General features: G+C 72.3%; 15 protein-coding genes and 1 tRNA gene. 11 read left to right on the top strand and 5 right to left on the bottom strand.

All coding sequences use genetic code 11. The features are described from left to right. The first annotated feature begins 82 nt into the window (after positions 1-82). Together QFW77_RS08870 and metX are read left to right on the top strand one after the other, a co-directional pair. On the top strand, positions 83-1,033 hold the full coding sequence (locus QFW77_RS08870) for an IS481 family transposase (protein WP_280573816.1): 951 nt from the start codon (positions 83-85) through the stop codon (positions 1,031-1,033). A 314-nt stretch (positions 1,034-1,347) separates the two neighbouring features. Then, positions 1,348-2,463, top strand: a complete 1,116-nt coding sequence (gene metX / locus QFW77_RS08875) for a homoserine O-acetyltransferase MetX (protein ID WP_280574201.1) — start codon at positions 1,348-1,350, stop codon at positions 2,461-2,463. A gap of 203 nt (positions 2,464-2,666) precedes the next feature. Here the strand turns inward: metX and rlmB are convergent, their stop codons facing one another. Together rlmB and rnr are read right to left on the bottom strand one after the other, a co-directional pair. Further along, complete coding sequence (gene rlmB / locus QFW77_RS08880) at positions 2,667-3,416, bottom strand: 23S rRNA (guanosine(2251)-2'-O)-methyltransferase RlmB (RefSeq protein WP_280574202.1); 750 nt, start codon at positions 3,414-3,416, stop codon at positions 2,667-2,669. Between the two features lie 142 nt (positions 3,417-3,558). Then, positions 3,559-5,973, bottom strand: coding sequence for a ribonuclease R (gene rnr, locus QFW77_RS08885; RefSeq protein WP_425603301.1), 2,415 nt, complete (start codon positions 5,971-5,973; stop codon positions 3,559-3,561). A 126-nt stretch (positions 5,974-6,099) separates the two neighbouring features. On the opposite strand from rnr, the gene QFW77_RS08890 reads away from it, so the two are divergent. The 3 genes from QFW77_RS08890 (at position 6,100) to QFW77_RS08900 (ending at position 7,822) form a co-directional block, all read left to right on the top strand. Continuing rightward, a tRNA-Leu gene (locus tag QFW77_RS08890) sits at positions 6,100-6,186 on the top strand. Positions 6,187-6,362: 176 nt separating this feature from the next. After that, entirely contained in the window at positions 6,363-6,824 is a 462-nt protein-coding gene (locus QFW77_RS08895; protein WP_280574236.1) for a transporter substrate-binding domain-containing protein, read from the top strand. Then, positions 6,821-7,822 (top strand): cation efflux transmembrane domain-containing protein, encoded by a 1,002-nt coding sequence (locus tag QFW77_RS08900; protein ID WP_280574204.1) that lies wholly within the window; start codon positions 6,821-6,823, stop codon positions 7,820-7,822. The genes QFW77_RS08895 and QFW77_RS08900 overlap by 4 nt, the downstream gene beginning before the upstream one ends. Positions 7,823-7,831: 9 nt before the next feature. Here the strand turns inward: QFW77_RS08900 and QFW77_RS08905 are convergent, their stop codons facing one another. Next, positions 7,832-8,344: a ferritin-like domain-containing protein gene (locus tag QFW77_RS08905; protein ID WP_280574205.1), complete on the bottom strand. Its 513-nt coding sequence runs from the start codon at positions 8,342-8,344 to the stop codon at positions 7,832-7,834. Between QFW77_RS08905 and QFW77_RS08910 the strand changes: the two genes are divergently transcribed. The 3 genes from QFW77_RS08910 (at position 8,331) to cydC (ending at position 13,396) form a co-directional block, all read left to right on the top strand. Further along, positions 8,331-9,677, top strand: a complete 1,347-nt coding sequence (locus tag QFW77_RS08910; RefSeq protein ID WP_280574207.1) for a potassium channel family protein — start codon at positions 8,331-8,333, stop codon at positions 9,675-9,677. The two genes, QFW77_RS08905 and QFW77_RS08910, sit on opposite strands and share 14 nt — an antisense overlap. 243 nt (positions 9,678-9,920) lie before the next feature. Beyond that, positions 9,921-11,723, top strand: a complete 1,803-nt coding sequence (gene cydD / locus QFW77_RS08915) for a thiol reductant ABC exporter subunit CydD (protein WP_280574209.1) — start codon at positions 9,921-9,923, stop codon at positions 11,721-11,723. Next, a complete protein-coding gene (cydC, locus tag QFW77_RS08920) occupies positions 11,720-13,396 on the top strand; it encodes a thiol reductant ABC exporter subunit CydC (RefSeq protein WP_280574211.1) in 1,677 nt (558 codons plus the stop codon). The genes cydD and cydC overlap by 4 nt, the downstream gene beginning before the upstream one ends. A gap of 166 nt (positions 13,397-13,562) precedes the next feature. Here cydC and QFW77_RS08925 read toward each other — a convergent pair whose 3' ends face one another. Next, positions 13,563-14,330, bottom strand: coding sequence for a Crp/Fnr family transcriptional regulator (locus QFW77_RS08925; RefSeq protein ID WP_280574212.1), 768 nt, complete (start codon positions 14,328-14,330; stop codon positions 13,563-13,565). Between the two features lie 184 nt (positions 14,331-14,514). Here QFW77_RS08925 and parC point away from each other — a divergent pair, with 184 nt between their 5' ends. From parC to QFW77_RS08940, 3 genes are all read left to right on the top strand, one after another. Then, on the top strand, positions 14,515-16,758 hold the full coding sequence (parC, locus tag QFW77_RS08930) for a DNA topoisomerase IV subunit A (protein ID WP_280574213.1): 2,244 nt from the start codon (positions 14,515-14,517) through the stop codon (positions 16,756-16,758). 100 nt (positions 16,759-16,858) lie between these two features. After that, positions 16,859-17,536 carry a thiopurine S-methyltransferase gene (locus QFW77_RS08935; protein ID WP_280574237.1) on the top strand — a complete coding sequence of 226 codons (678 nt, stop codon included), beginning with the start codon at positions 16,859-16,861 and terminating at the stop codon, positions 17,534-17,536. Positions 17,537-17,625: 89 nt separating this feature from the next. Then, positions 17,626-20,055: a penicillin acylase family protein gene (locus tag QFW77_RS08940; RefSeq protein ID WP_280574214.1), complete on the top strand. Its 2,430-nt coding sequence runs from the start codon at positions 17,626-17,628 to the stop codon at positions 20,053-20,055. Between the two features lie 114 nt (positions 20,056-20,169). Here QFW77_RS08940 and QFW77_RS08945 read toward each other — a convergent pair whose 3' ends face one another. Further along, positions 20,170-20,601, bottom strand: a complete 432-nt coding sequence (locus QFW77_RS08945; protein WP_280574215.1) for an Lrp/AsnC family transcriptional regulator — start codon at positions 20,599-20,601, stop codon at positions 20,170-20,172. Between the last annotated feature and the right edge of the window lie 83 nt (positions 20,602-20,684).

Consider the following 20,684-nt stretch of genomic DNA (forward strand, 5'->3'; position numbering starts at 1 on the left):
TGTGATCTCTCAGTAGGTTGTTCATCCGGGGTGATCCCGGAACACTGGAGGTGCGACCCATTCAGCACCCCAGGAGCCCCGGATGAACCTGCATAAACATGCCCGTCTTACGCCTCGCGGTCGAGCCCTGCTTGTGGAACGGGTGATCGAGCACGGTCTTCGGGTCGAAGAAGCCGCCCACGCTGCGGGTGTGAGCACTCGAACGGCCTACAAGTGGTTGCGCCGCTTCCGCGAGGAAGGCCCGGGAGGGCTCCAGGACCGTTCGTCGCGCCCGCTTCGCTGCCCCAGTGCCACGCCGGCGCCGGTCGTCGAGCAGGTAGTCGCCCTGCGTCGCCAGCGGCGGACCTATCGCCAGATCTCGCTGGCACTGCCCGTCGGCCGGAGCACGATCGCGCGGCTGATGCGTCGTGCCGGTCTGCATCGACTGGCCGAGCTGGCGCCAGCGCGCCCGGACCACCGCTACGAGTACCCACAGGTGGGTGATCTGTTGCATCTGGACATCAAGAAGCTGGGCCGGTTCTGGCGCCCCGGACATCGCGTCACCGGCGCTCGCCAGGGCACTTCGGATGGCGCCGGTTGGGAGTTCGTCCACCTTGCCATCGACGACCACTCCCGGATCGCCTTCGGTACCGTCGAGAACGACGAACGTGGCACCAGTGCGTGCCGGGCGCTGCTGCAAGCGCTACGGTACTACCGCGGCCTTGGCATCACCTTCGCCCGGGTCATGACCGACAACGGCGCCTGTTACAAGTCCCGGCTGTTCCGCCGGCTCCTGCGCCGACTGGGCCTGCGCCACCTGCGCACGCGCCCCTACACGCCCCGTACCAACGGCAAGGCCGAACGACTGGTCCAGACCACATTGCGCGAGTGGGCTTACGCTCGCTCCTATGACAGCTCAGACCAGCGGCGCCAGGCCCTGCCTCACTGGCTCCATCAGTACAACTGGCATCGACCACATGCCAGCCTCGGCTACCGGCCGCCTATCAGTCGCCTCCAGCGTCCACTGAACAACGTCCTGGGTTTACACAGCTAGCCGTCCATGCGGCACCGCCCCGGCGGCGCCCGCTATCGCCGTCCGCGCCATTGGAGCTGACCGGTGCGCTTCCACGATCGCTCCGGCCCGGGAAAGACCCACGCCTGGGGACGGCACGAAGCAACGGCGCCGTCTGCAGGACCGGGATCGTCGACGTCATGGATGGCATCGACGAGCCTCCATGGACGGATTCACGGCATGTCCCGCGAAGTTGCCAATCCTTGCGAACCCAAGAATTGGCGATGCTCGTTCGCGGGTGCATGGCGGGTGCGGGACGTTAGCGGCGATTGCGCCACCCCGCTAGACTGCCGCGCATGACCGAATTCATACCGCCAGGCAGCCGCTTCCACCCGCTGCCGTCGCCGCTGCCGATGAAACGCGGCGGGACCCTGCATGGCGCGCGCATCGCCTACGAGACCTGGGGCGACCTGGACGCCGCGCGCGGCAACGCCGTCCTGATCCTCACCGGCCTGTCGCCGGACGCGCACGCGGCCTCGCACCCCGCCGATCCGTCCCCCGGCTGGTGGGAGGGGATGCTCGGCCCCGGCAAGCCGATCGACACCGCGCGCTGGTTCGTGGTCTGCGTCAACTCGCTGGGCAGCTGCAAGGGCTCCACCGGACCCGCCTCGCCGCATCCGGACGACGGCCTGCCCTGGCGGCTGCGCTTTCCCGAGCTCGCGGTCGAGGACGTGGCCGACGCCGCCGCGGCGGTGACGCGGGCGCTCGGCATCGAAAGGCTGGCCTGCGTGATCGGCAATTCGATGGGCGGCATGAGCGCACTGGCGTTCCTGCTGCGGCACCCGGGCATGGCCCGCAGCCACGTCAACATCTCCGGCGCGGCGCGCGCGCTGCCGTTCTCGATCGCGATCCGCTCGCTGCAGCGCGAGGCGATCCGCCTGGATCCGAACTGGAACGGCGGCGACTACGACGAGGACAGCTATCCGGAGAGCGGCATGCGCATGGCGCGCAAGCTCGGCGTGATCACCTACCGATCGGCGCTGGAATGGGACGGGCGCTTCGGACGGGTGCGGCTGGATTCGGACCGGCGCGACGACGAGGACCCGTTCGGCCTGGAGTTCGAGGTCGAGAGCTATCTCGAGGGCCACGCGCGGCGGTTCGTGCGCCGCTTCGACCCCAACAGCTATCTCTACCTGAGCCGCTCGATGGACTGGTTCGACATCGGCGAGACCGTCGGCGGCGACACCGACGCCGGCCTGGCCCGCATCCGCGTGCAGAAGGCGCTGGCGATCGGCGTCGAAACCGACATCCTGTTCCCGCTGCAGCAGCAGCGGCAGATCGCCGACGGCCTGCGCGCCGGCGGCGCCGACGCGAGCTTCCTGCCGCTGCCCTCGCCGCAGGGACACGATGCGTTCCTGGTCGACATCGCCCGCTTCGGCCCCGCCGTGGCGGAATTCCTGCAGGCGATCTAGCGCCCGCGCCAGGCTCCGGAAGCCGCAGTCCCTCGGGATGGAACCCGGATCCGGCAGGAGCGGCCCATGGCCGCGATAGCCGCGGGAGCCTCCGGCGGGTCGGCGGCGATTCCGGGCGCCGCCAGCCACGCCCGCGTTGGCGTGCATGCCACGCTCCTGCGAAGGCGGAACCGAAGAGACGAGGCTGCCCGAAACGGCGCGCGTCAACCCGGCTGGCGCTGCCGCACCGCCTCGAACAGCACCACCCCGGTGGCGACCGAGACGTTGAGGCTCTCGAAGCCGCCGGGCATCGGGATCGAAGCCAGTTCGTCGCAGTGTTCGCGGGTGAGCCTGCGCAGGCCCTCGGCCTCGCCGCCGAGCACCAGCGCGACGTTGCCGCGCAGGTCCAGTCCGTACACCGGGCCGGCCGCGTCGCCGGCAAGGCCGTAGATCCACACCCCGAGCCTCTGCAGCTCGCGCAGCACCCGCGCCAGGTTGGTGGCGCGGACGATCGGCACGATGTCGGCCGCGCCGGCCGAGGTCTTGCGCACGGTAGCGTTGACCTGAACCGATTTGTCCTTGGGAATGATCACCGCGGTCGCGCCGGCAGCCGCGGCGCTGCGCAGACAGGCGCCGAGATTGTGCGGATCCTGCACGCCGTCCAGCACCAGCACCAGCGCGCGCCCACCCGCGGCCTCGACCAGCGCCGGCAGCTCGTGTTCCTCCCACGTTCGTGCCGCCGCGTAGCGCGCGGCCACGCCCTGGTGGCGAAGGCCGCCGGCGACGCCATCCAGCGCCTGCTGGGCGACGCGGCGCACGTCGATGTCCTTGCGCCGCGCCTCGACCTCGATCGCCGCAAGCCGGGGGTTCCTGCCCCCCGCTTCCAGCAGCACTTCGCGCACGTTCTCGGCGTCGTGCTCGACGGCGGCGGACACGGCGTTGATGCCGGCGATCCAGTGGGTGTCCTTGCTCATGGCATCGGCTCCGGGCGGGGTGCCTATTGTAGGAGCGTGCCACGCACGCGAAAGCCGGCTCGCTCACCGGCGCCCGGAATCACCGCCAACGCCGGTCGGCCCCGCCCGCGGCCTTTGCGGCCATGGGCCGCTCCTGCAGGGGTCAATACTTCTGCTTGCTGCGCTTCGCCGGCTGGCCGCGTGGCGGCTGCGGGTCGGGCGCCTTGCCACCCTTCTCCACCAGGCCGAAGTCGATCTTGCGCTCCTCCAGGCTGGCCTTGAGCACACGCACGGTGGCGCGGTCGCCGAGGCGGAACTCGCGGCCACGGCGCTGCCCGGTCAGGGTCTTGCGCACCGGGTCGAAGTGGTAGAAGTCCTGGGGCAGCTGGGTGACGTGGATCAGGCCGTTGACCTTGGACTGGTCGAGTTCGACGAACAGCCCGAAGCTGGTCACGCCGCTGATCACCCCTTCGAATTCTCCGCCCACGTGCTGTTCCATCCACGCCGCACGGTAGCGTTCGTCGACCTCGCGCTGGGCCTCGTCCGCGCGCCGCCCGCGCTCCGAGCTCTGCAGCGACAGCGCCGCCATTTCCCGGTTGCCGTAGTGGAACGCGGCCACCGGCTTGTCTGCGAGCACGTGCTTGATGGCGCGATGCACCAGCAGGTCCGGATAGCGCCGGATCGGCGAGGTGAAGTGGGCATAGGCTTCGAGCGCCAGGCCGAAGTGGCCGATGTTGTCGGGCGCGTACACCGCCAGGCTCTGGCTGCGCAGCAGCACCGACTCGATCAGCGGCCCGTCCGGGCGCTCGCGCACCTTGGCCAGGAGGTTGGTGAAATCCTTCGGCCGCACCCGGCCCCAGGGCGGCATCCGCAGCTGGAATTCCTTGAGGAATTCAAGCAGGTCGGCGTACTTGGACTCCGGGGGCTTGTCGTGGATCCGGTACGGCGCCGGCACCTCGGCTTCGAGCAGGAACTTCGCCGCCTCGACGTTGGCGGCGATCATGCATTCCTCGATCAGCTTGTGGGCGTCGTTGCGCGCCAGCATCCCCGCCTGCACCACCTCGCCGCGGTTGTCCAGCACGAAGCGGACCTCCGAGGTCTCGAACTCGATCGCGCCGCGCCGCGCCCTGGCCTTGGCCAGCAGCTGGTAGAGCTGGTGCAGCCGCCGCAGCTGCGGCATCAGCGCGCCGACCTGTTCCTGCGCCTCCGGATCGTCCTCGCCCACCGCCTTCCACACCTGGGTGTAGGTCAGGCGCGCATGCGAGTGCATCACCGCCTCGTAGAACTGCGAATCGCGCACGGTGCCGTCGCGGCCCACGTGCATGTCGCAGACGAAGCACAGCCGGTCCACCTGCGGGCGCAGCGAGCAGATGCCGTTGGACAGGGTCTCGGGGAGCATCGGCACCACGAACCCCGGGAAGTACACGCTGGTGGCGCGCAGTTGCGCCTCGTCGTCGAGCGGTTTGCCCGGGCGCACGTAGTGCGAGACGTCGGCGATCGCCACCAGCAGGCGAAAGCCGTCGCGGGTCGGCTCGCACCACACCGCGTCGTCGAAGTCCTTGGCGTCCTCGCCGTCGATGGTCACCAGCGGCAGCTTGCGCAGGTCGACCCGGCCCTGCGCCTCGTCGGCGCCTACCTGCAGCGGCACCGCGGTGGCTTCGTCCAGCACGGCCTGCGGGAACTCGTGCGGCAGGTCGTGTCCGTGGATCGCCGCCTCGACCACCAGCGAGGGGGTCAGCGCATCGCCGAGCACCGCGAGGATCCTGCCGATCGGCGGCCGCCGCGTGTCCGCGGCCTGGACGATCTCGCACACCACCAGCTGGCCGTGCTGCGCCTCCAGGCGCGCATCGGCAGGGATCTGCACGTTGCGCTGGATGCGGCGGTCGTCCGGCACCACGAAGCTGATACCGGACTCGACGGTGAAGCGCCCGATCAGGCGGTTCAGGCGCCGCTCCAGCACCTCGACGATCACGCCCTCGCGGCGGCCGCGACGGTCCACGCCGGAGACGCTGGCCATCACCCGATCGCCGTGCATCGCCTTGCGCATCTCGTAAGGCGGCAGGAACAGGTCGTCGCCGGCGCCGCTGTCCGGGCGCAGGAAGCCGAAACCGTCGGGATTGGCGATCACGGTGCCGGCGATCAGGTCCAACTGGGAGGCAGGCGCGTAGCCGCCGCGCCGGTTCTGCAGCAGCTGGCCGTCCCGCACCATCGCGCCGAGGCGCTTGGTGAGCGCGTCGAAACGGTCCGGTTCGGTCAGGCCGAGCTGTTCGGACAGTTCGCCGGCCGACTGCGGGCCGTCGGCATCGGCCAGCCGTTGCAGGATCGCCTCGCGGCTGGCGATCGGGTTTGCGTAGCGGCTGGCCTCCCGGTCGGCCTGGGGGTCGGCCGGGGAGCGACCGGCATCGCCCGCACCGCGCCGCGGCCGGGGCTGCGCGGCTGGGGCGCCGGGGGCGGGCTCGGGCATCCAGGGGGGGCGCTTGCCGCCGCTGCGGGCGGGGCCGGTGCGTGTGGGGGCGGCGTCCTGAGGGGACGGCGGCTTGCCGCGGCGGCTGCCGCGCTTTCGGGGTGTTTTCGCCATTGCGAGGATGGTACACGCGGCGTCGCCGCGAAGGCGTGATTGCGAAGCCGGCTCGCCTTTCCGGCGCCGGGGCGGCGGGCCGTTGACAAGCCTCCCCCCGCACCGCAACATACGCGCCCTCGACCCGCCCAGGTGGCGGAATTGGTAGACGCACTAGCTTCAGGTGCTAGCGGGGGCAACTCCGTGGAGGTTCGAGTCCTCTCCTGGGCACCAAGGGTCGAGCGATGCAGTCCGGGCGCCTTGCCGGGCGCCAGAAAACCCCGCGGATCGCGGGGTTTTTTTGTGCCGCCCATGCGGCCGGCAGGAACGGACTGACGCACCGTTGACGGATGCGCAGGCATAACCGACGGATGAAGCTTCGGCCCTTCCGGATCCTCCCGTTGCTGGCGATGCTGACGGCCCTGGCCGGATGCGAACCCTACCCGCGCGACGCGGCCGGCAGCACCGCGCGCGCCGATCGGGAGGCGATCAGGGTGGGCGTCAGCCACGAGCCGCCGTTCGTATTGGTAGCGGGCGCCGGCGGCCAACCCACGGGCCCCGAGGTCGACATGCTCAGGGACTTGGCGCGCAGCCGCGGCGCCCGGATCGAGTGGGTGGTGGACGGGCATGACGCGCTGATGCACGAGCTGGAGGAGTTCCGGCTGCATGCGGTCGCCGGTGGGCATCTGCCCGACTCGCCGTGGAAACCCAAGGTGGGCTGGTCGCGCACCTACCATCTGCGGCCGGCGACGCCGGGCCCGCTGCATGCGCGCATGCTGGCCCTTCCACCCGGAGAGAACGCGTGGCAGCTCGCCGTGGACGGCTTCCTGCACTCGCGCCAAGCCCGCGGCGCTGCGGCGGACGGCCGGTGAGCGGCGGCGACGCGGTCAAGCTGCGCGACACCCGCCCGCTGCCCGCGGCGCAGCGGGAGGCGCTGGCGCACGCGCGGCGGCTGTGCTGGTGGACGCTGCTGTGGATGAGCCTGGTCTCGGCGATGATGTACGCGGTGATGGGCGGCTCGCAGACGATGAAGACCGCCTTCATCGAGGACATGCTGAGCCTGCTGCCGCCGGTCGCGTTCCTGGTCGCCTCGCGTTTCCAGGCCAAACCGGTGGACCAGGAGTACGTCAACGGACGCACCCGCGCTTTCGACATCAATTTCCTTATCGCCGGCGCCGCGCTCACCGGTTTCGGGCTGATGCTGGTCTGGGACGGCCTGCATACCCTGGCCACCGCGACCCATCCGGTGATCGGCACCGTATCGATCGGCGACACCGTCGTCTGGAAGGGCTGGCTGATGATCGGCGCGCTGCTGCTCTCGGCGATCCCGCCGGCGATCCTCGGCCGGCGCAAACTGAAGCTCTCGCGCACGCTGGCGCTCAAGCCGCTGCACGCCGACGCCGATACCGGCAAGGCCGACTGGAGCACCGCGCTGGCGGGCGTCGCCGGGATCGTGGGGATCGGGTTCGGGTTCTGGTGGGCCGACGCGGCCGCGGCGCTGTTCATCTCCGGCAGCGTGCTGCACGACGGCCTCAGCAATCTCAAGGGCGCGGTCCGCGACATGCACGACGCGCGCCCGCAGCGCATCGATCGCAGCGAAGAGGATCCGCTGGTCGGGCGGGTCCGCGACGCCGTGTGCGCGCTGGACTGGGTGCAGGCCTGCCGGGTGCGCTTCCACGAGGAGGGGTTCCGGCTGTGCGGCGTGGTGTTCGTGAGGGCCGCCGCCGAGGCGACCACGCCGGAACGGTTGCGCCAGGCGCACGATGCGGCGCGCGCGGTCCATTGGCGCATCGACGAGGTGATCGTCACCCTGCTCGGCGAGGAGCCGACGGATTCGAGCGAGGAAGGAGGGACTGCGGCTCGCGACTGAGCGCCGCGATCAGCGCCTGGCGAGCCCCGGCGCGTCCGGCTCGCGCTGCAGGAATTCCTGCACGATCCCGCCGTGATTCGCGCGCAGCCATTCGGCCATCGCCAGTTCCTGCTGGAGGATGCGGTTGCAGACCTCGGCGATATCGGTCTCGCCGGCGGCCTCGGCGGCGATCACCAGCGCGCGGTAGGTGGCCGCCTCCAGGTATTCGAAGGCGTAGCTGGCGCCCATTCCCTTGACCACCTCGTCGCTCATCAGCGCGTTGCCCAGCGCCTGCAACGAGCCGGCCGCGCTGGCCGCCATGCTCCGGGCGGCCGGCACGGCGCCGCCAAGCCGTTCGATGCAGCCGCGGACGTCGTCGGCCTGCTGCCGCGTTTCCGCCGCGTGGCCGAGCACGCGGTTGCGCAGGCTGGTGTAGTGCTCCAGCCGTCCGGCCAGGGCGGTCAACATGGCGTCCGCCTGCTGCTCCATGGCGTACGCATCCTGCAGCCACTTCAGCAGGCGCTCGCGGGTGGATGTCGACATCGAAGCTCCTCCAGGTTTCGGTTCCCGGCCCGCGCGGTGGGCGGGGCGCGAACGGCAATGCTGGAACCCGAGCCGCCAAGACCGCGTGAGCCGGCGCGGCAGCGCTGCCGGCGGCGGGCGCGGCGCTCCACGGGCGCTCGCGACTGGCCCGGTGGTTCCTGGCAGCGGCATCAACAGCTGCCGACCGAGCGCGGCGGCGCTTCACGTGCAGGCGACGCCGGCGCCGGAACACTGGAATCATGCAGCCCGCTCCACCACGATGCCGTGGCGACCGGCCGGGTCCGCCGACGCCGGCCCCGGCCGTGCTTGCTCCGTGAGCGTCGTCCTCGCCGGCAGCGGGGCCCTGCTCCTCGCTTTCGCGATCTACGATCTGTTGCACACCACCATCCTGCTGCAGCGGGCCGGACCGCTGACACGCTGGCTCGGGGCACGACTGGCCAGGCTGGGCCGGGGCCTGGCCGCACGGACCGACGATCGCAAGCTGCTCTCGGCGCTCGGCGTGGGCGTGCTGCTGGCCACGATCGCGACCTGGGGTTGCCTGATCCTGATCGCCTGCACGCTGCTCTTCAGCGCCGACCCCGGCCTGGTGGTGGACGCCGACAGCGGCGAGCCGGCCGGGCCGGTGGAGCGACTCTACTTCGTCGGGTTCACCCTCATCACCCTGGGCATCGGCGACTTCCGCCCCTCGGGCGCGGTGGCCCGATTGGCGACCATCGCCGGTTCCGGCGGCGGCTTCTTCTTCGTCACCCTGGTGATCACCTATCTGGCCCCGCTGGTTTCGGCGGTGACCGCCAACCGTGCGCTCGCGGCGTCGATCGACGCGCTCGGCGGCACGCCCGCCGCGATGCTGCAGCGCTGCCTGGAAGACGACGGCCATCTCGCCTTCGACCATCATCTGCGCGAGTTGTCCGGAAGGCTCTCGACGGCCGCCGAGCAGCACGCGGCCTACCCCGCGCTGGAGTTGTTCCACGCGCGCCAGCGCGGTAGCTCGCTTGCGCCCATGGCGGCGGCCATGTGGGAAACGCTGGTCCTGCTCGAGCACGCGGTCGCGCCGGCACGCAGACCTTCGGCGGTGACGCTGGCGGCGGCACGACGCTCGCTCGACGCCTTGCTGCGGGCGGTCGCCGCGGGGCGGCTGACGCACACCCGTGCCGAACAACCCGCGCCGCCACCGGACCCCGATGCCGTGCCTGCCGCGTTTCGTCTGGCCGACGCCACCGAGCGGGTGACGCGCGCGCTGCACCTCCAGCCCGACCTTCCCCGCATCCTCCACGCGTGGGTACGCGAGGATGGATGGCGCTGGACCGATGTCCGTCACGACGGCGGCGGTTGAGACACGCCTACCGCGGCGCCAGGGTTGCGTAGCGGAACACGACAGCGGCGCTGCCCGTCGGGGACATCACGCAGACGCGTTCCATGATGGGCCATCAGGCCCGACAGCCCTAGGCTCAGCCGCCCGGCCGCGGGAGCACCCTGCGCAGCGAATCCTGGCGCGCGCGCCGAGTCCCAGGCGGCAGCCCGCCCTTCGGTCGCTTCGCGGGCGCCTACAATGGCGCGACCCGCCCGACCTACCCGCATGGACCAGTCCCTCGCGGCCGAACCGCTGCCGCAGCCTTCCGACATCCGCGCCCGCCGGTTGCGTCGTCTCGACGCGCTGGCGTCACCGGTGCGCGGCCGCCTGCGCGCAGCCGGCGCGTGCGCGGTGCTCGCCGGCTGGCTGCTGGTGGCGCAGGCCGCGCTGATCGCGCTGGCGGTGCAGCGCGTGCTGGTGGAAGGCGGCGACCCGGCCGCCCAGTGGCCGGCGCTGACGGCGCTGGCGGCCATCGGCGCGGCGCGCGCGCTGCTGGGCTGGGGCGCGCGCGAACTGGCGGACGAAGCGGCAACGCGCATTCGCAGCGAGTTGCGCACGGTGCTGCCACGGCGGATGTTCGCAGCGGGCGTGCCATGGATCCGCGGCCAGCGCAGCGGCGGCCTGAGCGAGCTCGCCGCGACCCACGTCGATGCGCTAGAAGGATACTTCACCGGTTACCTGCCGGCGCGCGCCGAAGTGCTGGCGGTGCCGGCGCTGATGCTGGCGGCGGCGTTCTCGGTCGATGTCGTCGTGGGCCTGGTGCTGCTGTTGACCATGCCGCTCATCCCTTTCTTCATGATGCTGGTCGGCTGGGGCGCGGAAGCCGCAAGCCGCCGCCAGCTGCGCGCCCTGGCGCGCATGGGCGGGCACTTCGCCGACCGCCTGCGCGGGCTCGGGCTGATCCGCCTGTACGGGCGCGGCGAAGCCGAACTGGAAGGAATCGGTGCGGCCGCCGAGGCGCTGCGAGTCCGGACCCTCAAGGTGCTGCGGCTGGCGTTCCTGTCGTCCGCGGTGCTGGAGTTCTTCGCCTCGGTCAGCGTCGCGGTGATCGCGCTGTATCTCGGGCTCAGCTATCTGGGCATGATCGAGCTGCGCACCGCGCCGCTGACCCTCGGCACCGGGCTGTTCTGCCTGCTGCTGGCACCGGAGTTCTTCGCGCCGATGCGCAAGCTCGCAGCGCACTACCACGATCGCGCCGGCGCCCTCGCGGCGCTCGAGGAGATCGACACGGCGCTGGGTGCGCAGGCCGCCTCGTCCGCGGCATCGTCCTCGCGTTTCGACGGGGACGGCACCGCCATGGCGGACCCCCAAGCCCGCGGCCGGCCCCGCTCGCGAGGCGAGCACCGGGCGGGTCCGGGGATGCGCGCCAACCGTGCGGACACCGGCGGGCGCGGGCTGACGCCCGCGGTGGTCCTTCGCGGCGTGGCCCTGCGCCACGCCGGCAGCGATCGCGATGTCCTGGTCGGATTCGACCTCGACATCCCCCCCGGCGGGTCCCTCGCCCTGGTCGGCCCCAGCGGCTGCGGCAAGAGCACCTTGCTGGAGGCGCTGGCCGGCTGGCTGTCGCCAGCGGCCGGAACGCTGCGCATCGAGCCCGCGGCGCGGATCGCCTATGCGCCGCAGCGACCGCACCTGTTCCACGGCAGCATCGCCGACAATCTGCGCCTGGCCAAGCCCGAAGCCGGCGATGCCGAACTGCGGGCCGCGGCCGAGGCTGCGCAGGTCATGCGCTTCGCCGCGCACCTGCCGGCCGGCCTGGACACGGTGATCGGCGAGCGCGGCTTCGGCCTGTCGGGCGGCGAGGCGCGGCGCGTGGCGCTGGCGCGGGTCTACCTGCGCGATGCCGGGCTGCTGCTCCTCGACGAGCCCACCGCCTTCCTCGACCCCGATACCGAAGCGGCGCTGCTGGAGGCGCTGGCGAGCTACGCCCGCGGCCGCACCCTGATCCTGGCGACCCACAGCGCGGCCGCGGCGCGCATCGCCGACCGCAGCCTGGTGATGCCGGCGGCGCACGAGCCGCCGCGGTGAGCGCGCCCCCACCCGCCGCCCTCGCCGGGGTCTTCCGCCGCCATGCCCTACCGATGGCGCTGGCGGTGCTGCTGCTGCTCGTCACCCTGGCCGCCGGCACCGGCCTGCTGGCCCTGTCGGGGCACTTCCTGACCGCGGCGGCGCTGGCCGGCGGCCTGGCGGCGGGATTCAATTTCTTCGCCCCCTCGGCGGGCATCCGCGCGCTGACCTTCGCCCGGATCGTGTCGCGCTACGCCGAGAAGCTGTTCGGACACGACGTCACCCTGCGCCTCGCGCGCGACCTGCGACTGTGGTTCTTCGCCCGGCTCCTGCCGCTTGCGCCGCTCGGGCTCGGCCGCGAGCGGATCGGCGATCTGCTGGCGCGGCTGGTCGCCGATATCGACATGGCCGATGGCGTGCTGGTGCGCGCGGTCGGGCCGCTGCTGGCGCTGGCGGCACTGGCCGCGCTGATGGTGGCGGCGAGCGCCGCGGTACTGCCGGTGGCCGGGCTTTGGATGGCGCTGGTGCTGGGGCTGCTGGGCGGTGCGGTGCCGCTGGTGGCGACGCTCGGCGCGCGCGACGCCGAGCGCGAGCGCGCCGAGGCTCGCGCTGCGCTGCGCCAGCAGATACACGAAGCGCTGGAAGGCGCGGCCGACCTGGTTGCGCTGGACGCGGTGGAGCACCGCGCCGCGGCGCTCGACGCCAGCACGGAAACCCTGGCCCGCCGCGAGCGGCGGCTGCAGCGGCGGCTCTCGTCCGCTGCGCTGCTGCACGGGATGGTGGTCGCCGTCGCCCTGCCGGCGCTGCTCGGCCTGCTGCTGTTCGCCTACCACGACGCGCGCATCGATGCGCCGACCGCGGCGGCGCTGCTGTTCGCCGGCATCGCGATGTTCGAGGCAGCGGCCGGCATCGGCCTGGCCTGGCGGTCGCTGCGCGTCGCGCTGGCCTCGCTGCGCCGCCTGCGCGACATCGCCGGGGGGGCGCCGGCGGTCGTCGATCCGCCGGCGCCGCGCGAACTGCCGGCCAGCGGAGAACTGACGCTGCAGCACGTCCGCTTCGCCTGGGGCGGCGATGCGCCCCGGCCGGTGCTCGAGGACATCGGGCTGGTACTGCCGGTGGGGCGACGCATCGCGATCTCGGGCGACAGCGGCGCCGGCAAGTCGTCGCTGCTGGCGCTGCTGCTGCGGCTGCGCGATCCCGACGCGGGATCGGTCCGTTTCGGCGGCGTGGAGCTGCGCGACTGCGCCCAGGCCGACTGGCACCGGCGCCTCGCCTGGCTGCCGCAGGATGCGCCGGTCTTCGCCGGCAGCATCCGCACCAACCTGCGGATGGGCGATCCCGCGGCCGACGACGACCGGCTATGGCAGGCGCTGCGGCGGGTGCGGATGGAAGATGCAGTGCGCGCCCTGCCCGGCGGCCTGGATGCCTGGATCGGCGAAAGCGGCGCCAGTCTCTCGGGCGGAGAATCGCGGCGCCTGGCGCTGGCGCGCGCGCTGCTGCGCGAGGCGCCGCTGCTGCTGCTGGACGAGCCGACCGGCGGACTCGACGTGGACACCGCGCGCGAGCTGATGCAGGACCTGGCGGCGGCCTGCGGTGGGCGCAGCGCGGTGGTGATCAGCCACGATCCCCTGCCCGCGGACGTGGTCCACGCCCGCTACCGCCTCCACGACGGCCGTCTCCACGGCCCGCTGTAGCGCCCCATGGTTGGCGCCACCCGCCCGAATCGCGCGCCGGCCTGTAGGAGCGCGCCATGCGCGCGAAGGCCTGCGCGGCCGGCAATGCCCGGAGTCACCGCCAACCCGGCCGGCGCCACTCGCGGCCTGCACGGCCGCGGGCCGCTCCTATCGGCCACGCACCGGCCTACTCCGCCTGCGATCCCGCCAGCGTCTGCAACTGCGCCGGCTGCACCAGCGCGATCAGCCGCGGCGCATCGAACTCGATCATGCCGTCCTGCTTCAGCCGCGTGAAGCAGCGGCTCACCGTCTCGATGGTGAGGCCGAGATGGTCGGCGATGTCGTTGCGGGTCATCGGCAGGTCGACCCGGTCGGCGCAAGCGCCGAGCCGCTGCTGGCGTGCCGCCATGTCCAGCAGGAACCCGGCCAGTCGCTCCACCGGCGTCAGCCGCGCCAGCGTCATCAGGCTGGAGCGGGTGCTGTCCAGCTCCGCGCAGGCCTGGCGGAGCATGCCGGCTTCGAGCTCCGGGTGGCTGCGGCACAGCTGCTGCATGTCCTGCAGAGAAAACACGCAGAGGGCGCAGTCGGTCACCGCCTCGAACGTATGGCGATAGTGCGAGGCTCCACTGAAGCCGATGAAATCCCCGGCCATCAGGAACCCGGCCACCAGCCTGCGCCCGTCGGGGAGCAGGCGCACCCGCCGGAGCATGCCGCGGGTAACGGTATAGACATCCCGGCGCACCGCGCCCTCGCGCGCAAGGGTGGCCCCGGCCTGGATCCGCAGCTCGCCCGCCGCCTGCTCCATCTCCGCCGTGTCCGCCGCCGGCAGCGCTGCGCAGACGGCCAGGCTGCGGGTGAGACAGCCTTCGCAACCCGGATGCGGCTGGCGCCGGCCGTGATGCCCGCCCGGGCGTGACGGGGCGTCGGCGTCGAGCAGGGGCGAACGGGCGCTCATCTGCCGTGCATCATACCGCCGGGCGCATGAAGCGCCGTAGAAACCGCGACGGCGGCAGGATCGGCTGGGCGAGCAGCGCAGGACCCCGAACGCGACCGCCGCGCCGGCGCGATCCGGACCCGATGGACCGGACCCGCTAGGCCGGAACCGGTAGAATCGGCGCCCCCACGCAGCCGCCGCGCCCATGACCGAAACCGTCCGCCCGACCTTCCACGGCTTCGAGCAGATCCCCCTGCGCGAATACGCCGAGCGCGCCTATCTCGATTACTCGATGTACGTGGTGCTGGACCGCGCCCTGCCGTTCATCGGCGACGGCCTGAAGCCGGTGCAGCGGCGGATCGTCTACGCGATGAGCGAGCTGGGGCTGAACGCGGCCGCCAAGCCGAAGAAGTCCGCGCGCACCGTCGGCGACGTGATCGGCAAGTACCACCCGCACGGCGACTCGGCCTGCTACGAGGCGATGGTGCTGATGGCCCAGCCGTTCTCGTACCGCTATCCGCTGGTCGACGGCCAGGGCAATTTCGGCTCCAGCGACGACCCCAAGTCGTTCGCGGCGATGCGCTATACCGAGTCCCGCCTGACCCCGATCGCCGAAGTGCTGCTGGGCGAGCTGGCCCACGGCACCGTGGACTGGACCGCGAACTTCGACGGCACCCTGGAGGAGCCGACCTGGATGCCGGCGCGGCTGCCGCACCTGCTGCTCAACGGGACCACCGGGATCGCGGTCGGCATGGCCACCGACGTACCGCCGCACAACCTCAACGAGGTGGTCAGCGCCTGCATCCACCTGCTGGACGACCCGAAGGCCGAGGTGCGCGAACTGTGCGAGCACGTGCGCGGCCCCGACTACCCGACCAGCGCCGAGATCATCACCCCCGCAGCCGACCTGCTGACGCTGTACGAGACCGGCCACGGCGCGATCCGCGCTCGCGCCACCTGGAAGCGGGAACAGCAGAACATCGTCATCACGGCGCTGCCGCACCAGGTCTCGCCGAGCAAGGTGATCGAGCAGATCGCCGCGCAGATGCGCGCCAAGAAGCTCCCCTGGCTGGAGGACATCCGCGACGAATCCGACCACGCCAATGCGGTGCGGGTGGTGCTGGTGCCGCGCTCGAACCGCGTGGACGCGGACCAGCTGATGGGGCACCTGTTCGCCACCACCGACCTGGAAAAGAGCTACCGCGCCAACTTCAACGTGATCGGCCTGGACGGCCGGCCGCAGGTCAAGAACCTCAAGATGCTGCTTGCCGAGTGGCTGCAGTTCCGCACCGACACGGTCACCCGGCGCCTGCAGCACCGGCTGGAGAAGGTCGAGCGACGCCTGCACCTGCTGGAAGGCCTGCTCACCGCGTTCCTCAACCTCGACGAGGTCATCCGCATCATCCGCAGCGAGGACGAGCCGCGGCCGGTGCTGCAGAAGCGCTTCGAGCTGAGCGACGAGCAGGTCGACTACATCCTCGAGACCCGTCTGCGCCAGCTGGCCCGGCTGGAGGAGATGAAGATCCGCGGCGAGCAGGACGAGCTGGACAGGGAGCGCGACCGCCTGATCGCCACCCTCGGCAGCAAGACCAAGCTCAGGAAGCTGATCCGCGACGAGCTGCTGGCCGATGCGAAGAAGTACGGCGACGCGCGCCGCTCGCCGCTGGTCGAGCGCGGCGCCGCGCAGGCGCTGGCGGAAACCGAGCTGGTGCCGAGCGAGCCGGTGACCGTGGTGCTCAGCGACAAGGGCTGGGTGCGCGCCGCCAAGGGCCACGAGGTCGACGCCGCGGCGCTGTCCTACCGCGAGGGCGATCGCCTGCGCGCGGCGATGCGCGGGCGCAGCACCCAGGCGGTGGCGTTCCTCGACTCCGCCGGGCGCAGCTATTCGACCGTCGCCCACAGCCTGCCCTCGGCGCGCGGCAATGGCGAACCGCTGACCGGCCGGTTCTCGCCGGCGCCGGGCGCGTCGTTCCAGGCGCTGGCCACCGGCGAACCGGACACCCGATTCGTGCTGGCCTCGTCGCACGGCTACGGCTTCGTCACCCGGTTCGAGAACCTGCTCGGGCGGCAGAAGGCCGGCAAGGCGATGCTGACCCTGTCGCCCGGCGCCCAGGTGGTACAGCCGGCCGCGGTGAGCGACCGCGAGACCGACCGCGTCGTCGCGGTCACCAGCGCCGGCCACCTGCTGGCGTTCCCGGTGTCGGAACTGCCGGAGCTGGAGCGCGGCAAGGGCAACAAGATCATCGAGATCCCCAAGGCCAAGCGCGGCACCGAGCGGGTGGTGGCGGTCGCCGTGGTGCCGCCCGGCGGCACCCTGCAGGTCCGGTCCGGCGCCCGCACCATGGGGCTGTCGTTCCGCGACCTGGAAAACTATCTCGGCGCGCGCGCCAGCCGCGGCGGCCTGCTCCCGCGGGGCTGGCAGAAGGTCGACGGGCTGGCGGTGGAGTGACCGCTCACGGAGCGAAGGCAGCCCGCAGGAGCGATGGAGCGTCGCGGCGACCGGCGCGCCCTGGGGCACAATAGGCGCCTTGACCCCGCTAGGGCATGCGATGCATCACGACTTCTGGCACCAGCGCTGGCAAGAAGGCCGCATCGGTTTCCACCAGGCGCGCGTCACTCCGCTGCTCGAGCGGCACTGGGACGCCACCGGCGCTCCCGCGGGCAGCCAGGTGTTCGTGCCGCTCGCCGGCAAGACGCTGGACATGGCATGGCTCGCGGCGCGCGGCCATCGCGTGCTGGGGGTGGAGCTGTCGGGCCTGGCGATCGATCAATTCTTCGAGGAGCACGGCCTCGTACCGGAACGGCGCAAGTCGCGTTTTGGCACGCACTACAGCGCCGGCAGCATCGAGCTTCTGTGCGGCGACGTCTTCGGCCTGGATGCCGCGGCGCTCGCCGGCTGCGGCGCGGTCTTCGACCGCGCCGCATTGATCGCGTTGCCCGCGGAGCTGCGCGGGCGTTACCTGGGTGAGCTCTACGCCCTGCTTCCCGCCGGCTGCCGCGGGCTCATGATCACACTCGAATACCCGCCGGACGAGATGGAAGGCCCGCCGTTCCCGGTGGTCGAGACCGAGGTGCGCGCCGGGCTGGAACGCGAGTGGCGGGTGCAGGTGCTCGAACGCCGCGAGATCTCCGAAGCCGAGCGCGAGTCGCGGTTCGCCGAGGAGGGGGTGACGGCCCTGTCCACCGTCGCCTATGCCCTGCAGCGCCGTCAGGCGTCCGGGAGCTGATCGAGCTGCCCGCCAGCCCCGCGCGCGACACCTGAAGCCCGGCCAGCGGGCCGGCTACAATCGGCTCGCACCCCGGGGGGAACCGATCCATGCTCCGCTGGCTCAAGCGCCTGACGCTGCTGCTCGTCCTGCTGTGCACGGCCGCGCTGCTGGCGGCCTGGTGGCTGTTGCGCGGCAGCCTGCCGGCACTCCACGGCGAGGGCGCGCTGCCCGGGCTGTCGGCCCCGGTCGTCGTCGCCCGCGATGCGCTCGGCACCGTGACCATCGATGCCGCCAGCGAGCGCGACGCCCTGCGCGCGCTCGGCTACGTGCACGCGCAGGAGCGCTATTTCGAGATGGACCTGATGCGCCGCACCGCCGCCGGCGAGCTGTCCGCGCTGTTCGGGCCGATCGCCGTGGAGACCGACCGCCGGCGCCGCGTTCACCGCATCCGCGCGCGGGTGGAGGCGGACCTGCAGAACATCGCCGGCGAACGCATGCCGCAACTGCGGGCCTATGCCGAAGGCGTCAACGCCGGGCGCGAGGCGCTGCGCGTGCGCCCCTGGCCCTACCTGTTGCTGCGCCGACAGCCGGAGCCGTGGCGCCCGGCGGATTCCGCGCTCACCGGCTTCGCCATGTATTTCGACCTGCAGGATGCGCAGAACGCGCGCGAGCTGGCCCTGCTGCGGATGCGTCCGCACCTGCCGCCGGCGCTGTACGCACTGCTGACCCACGACGGCAGCCGCTGGGACGCACCGCTCGCCGGCGAGCCGCGCGGCGACGCCCCGCTCCCCGGGCCCGACCAGGTCGACCTCCGCACCCTGCCGACCCCCGGCGATTCCGATCGCGTGGCATCGCGGCCCATGCGGCGCGCGCGCGCCGGCGCCCCCCAGTCCATGCTCGGCCCGGTGGCCCCTGCGGCCGCCGCCGACCTCCTGCCCGGCAGCAACAGCTTCGCCGTCGCCGGCACCCTCACCGCAGACGGCCGCGCCATCGTCGCCAACGACATGCACCTGGGCCTGCGCGCCCCGAACATCTGGTTCCGCGCGCGCCTGCGCTACCCGGACCCGCGCGCCCCGGGCGGCCGGGTCGACATTTCCGGCTTCACCCTGCCCGGCCTGCCCGCGGTCGTGGTCGGCAGCAACGCCCACGTCGCCTGGGGCTTCACCAACAGCTACATCGACACCCTGGACTGGAGCCGGGTGCGTCCTTGCGCCGCAGGCCAGGCCCCCGCAACGCCGCAGCCCTGCGAACCGATCGTCCTCCACCAGGAGACCATCGAGGTCGCCGGCGACGATCCGGTGGCCATGACCGTGGAGGAGACCGCCTGGGGCCCGATCCTGCACCGCGAACCGGACGGCACCGCGCTGGCCCTGCGCTGGGCCGCGCACCAGCCGGGGGCGCTCAACCTCGGCCTGCTCGGCCTGGCCCACGCCGCCGACCTCGACGACGCCCTCGCCGTCGCCGATCGCACCGCCATTCCCACCCAGAACCTGCTGGTCGGCGACCGCGGCGGCCGCATCGCCTGGCGCCTGCTCGGCCCGGTGGCGCGCCGCGACCCGGCCTGCGACCCTGCCGCCACCGCCTGCGCGCCCTGGGACGTGACCACCGGCGCCAGCCCGCTGCTCGCCTCCCCGACCGCCGACCGCCTGTGGACCGCCAACACCCGCGTCCTCGACGGCGAGCCGCTCCGGCGCATCGGCGACGGCGGCTACGCCCTGGGCATCCGCGCCCACCAGATCCGCGAGGGCCTGCTGGCCGGCGAGCGTTTCGGCGAGCGCGACCTGCTCGCCATCCAGCTCGACGACCGCGCTGTCCTGCTCGATGGATGGTGGCAGTTGCTGCGGAGCACCGCGCTGGATGCCGGCGGCACCCCGGCCCTGCGCGAGCTGGCGGACGCCGCGGAACGCTGGGAGGGCCGCGCCAGCGTCGATTCGACCGGGTACCGCATCGTCCGTGCCTGGCGCCTGGCGGTGCACGAGCGCATTGCCGAGGGCCTGACCGCCCCCGCGCGCGCCGCGCTCGGCGAGGCCTTCGAGATACCCGCCCTCAATCAGTTCGAAGGCGTCGCCTGGCCGCTGCTGCAGCAACGGCCCGCGCACCTGCTGCCGCGCGGCTACGGCAGCTGGACCGCGCTGATGGAGGACGCGGCCGCCGAAGTACGCGCCGAGCTGCTGGCCCTGGGACCGATGCGCGAGCGGACCTGGGGCGAGCGCAACACCGCCGCGATCTGCCACCCCCTGGCCGGGGCGATCCCGCTGGTCGGCCGGCGCCTGTTGTGCATGCCACCCGAGCCGCTGCCTGGCGACGGCATCACCCCGCGCGTGCAGGGGCCGGCCTTCGGCGCCTCGCAGCGCATGGTGGTCGCAGCCGGCCGCGAGCAGGACGCCATCGCGCACATGCCTGGCGGACAGAGCGGGCACCCGCTGTCGCCGTTCTGGGGCGCCGGGCACCGGGACTGGGTAGAGGGCGCGCCCACGCCGTTCCTGCCGGGCGAGACGGTCCATTCGATGAGATTGCGGACCGTCGCGCGCGATTGAACGGCCGGCCGGAGAGCGGTCAACGGAAACCGCGCTAGACTGCCGCGCGACGCGGAATGTCGGCAGTCAACAGAGCTCGAGGCCGACGCTCGGGGCCGCGGCGAACGCCGCTGCTCAGCGCCGATCGACCAGGGTACGGAGCACCGGCACCGTGGTCACGTCGTCGACGCCCTTGAACGCCGCAATGCGTTCGCGCAGGTCCGACAGCTCACCGGAGCCTGCAGCCTCGACCAGCACCATCAGATCGGTGTCGCCGGCCACGCTCTGACACAGGCGCACCTGCGGCAGCGACTGCAGCAGCGGCATCACATCGTCGCAACTGAAGCCCTCGGCATGGCGGAGCAGCAGCCACGCCTGCAGCTGGTCGCCCTTGCCCAGGCGCAGCGTGTACTGGGCGATCACGCCGGAGCGCTCCAGCCGCTGGATCCGCTCCTGCACCGCGCTCCGCGACAGGTCGACGGCCTTGGCCAGTGTCGCGGTCGGCAGCCGCGCATTGTCCTGGAGCAGCGAGATCAGCTTGCGATCGGTGGCATCGAGGGTCTTCATCTGCAGGCGCCTGGCGACGGGACCGGCATTGTGCCGGGTTGAAACCGGCACCGGCGAGCAGGACAGTGCGGTCCCCGCCACTG

The sequence above is a fragment of the Luteimonas endophytica genome (genome assembly GCF_029887875.1).
GTDB classification, from domain to species: domain Bacteria; phylum Pseudomonadota; class Gammaproteobacteria; order Xanthomonadales; family Xanthomonadaceae; genus Luteimonas; species Luteimonas endophytica.

Excerpts from the sequence above, each read along its gene's own strand:
- QFW77_RS08870 (WP_280573816.1), top strand. The coding sequence starts at position 83 with ATGAACCTGCATAAACATGCCCGTCTTACGCCTCGCGGTCGAGCCCTG.
- metX (WP_280574201.1), top strand. The coding sequence starts at position 1,348 with ATGACCGAATTCATACCGCCAGGCAGCCGCTTCCACCCGCTGCCGTCG.
- rlmB (WP_280574202.1), bottom strand. The coding sequence starts at position 3,416 with ATGAGCAAGGACACCCACTGGATCGCCGGCATCAACGCCGTGTCCGCC.
- rnr (WP_425603301.1), bottom strand. The coding sequence starts at position 5,973 with ATGGCGAAAACACCCCGAAAGCGCGGCAGCCGCCGCGGCAAGCCGCCG.
- QFW77_RS08895 (WP_280574236.1), top strand. The coding sequence starts at position 6,363 with ATGCTGACGGCCCTGGCCGGATGCGAACCCTACCCGCGCGACGCGGCC.
- QFW77_RS08905 (WP_280574205.1), bottom strand. The coding sequence starts at position 8,344 with ATGTCGACATCCACCCGCGAGCGCCTGCTGAAGTGGCTGCAGGATGCG.
- cydD (WP_280574209.1), top strand. The coding sequence starts at position 9,921 with ATGGACCAGTCCCTCGCGGCCGAACCGCTGCCGCAGCCTTCCGACATC.
- QFW77_RS08925 (WP_280574212.1), bottom strand. The coding sequence starts at position 14,330 with ATGAGCGCCCGTTCGCCCCTGCTCGACGCCGACGCCCCGTCACGCCCG.
- parC (WP_280574213.1), top strand. The coding sequence starts at position 14,515 with ATGACCGAAACCGTCCGCCCGACCTTCCACGGCTTCGAGCAGATCCCC.
- QFW77_RS08935 (WP_280574237.1), top strand. The coding sequence starts at position 16,859 with ATGCATCACGACTTCTGGCACCAGCGCTGGCAAGAAGGCCGCATCGGT.
- QFW77_RS08940 (WP_280574214.1), top strand. The coding sequence starts at position 17,626 with ATGCTCCGCTGGCTCAAGCGCCTGACGCTGCTGCTCGTCCTGCTGTGC.
- QFW77_RS08945 (WP_280574215.1), bottom strand. The coding sequence starts at position 20,601 with ATGAAGACCCTCGATGCCACCGATCGCAAGCTGATCTCGCTGCTCCAG.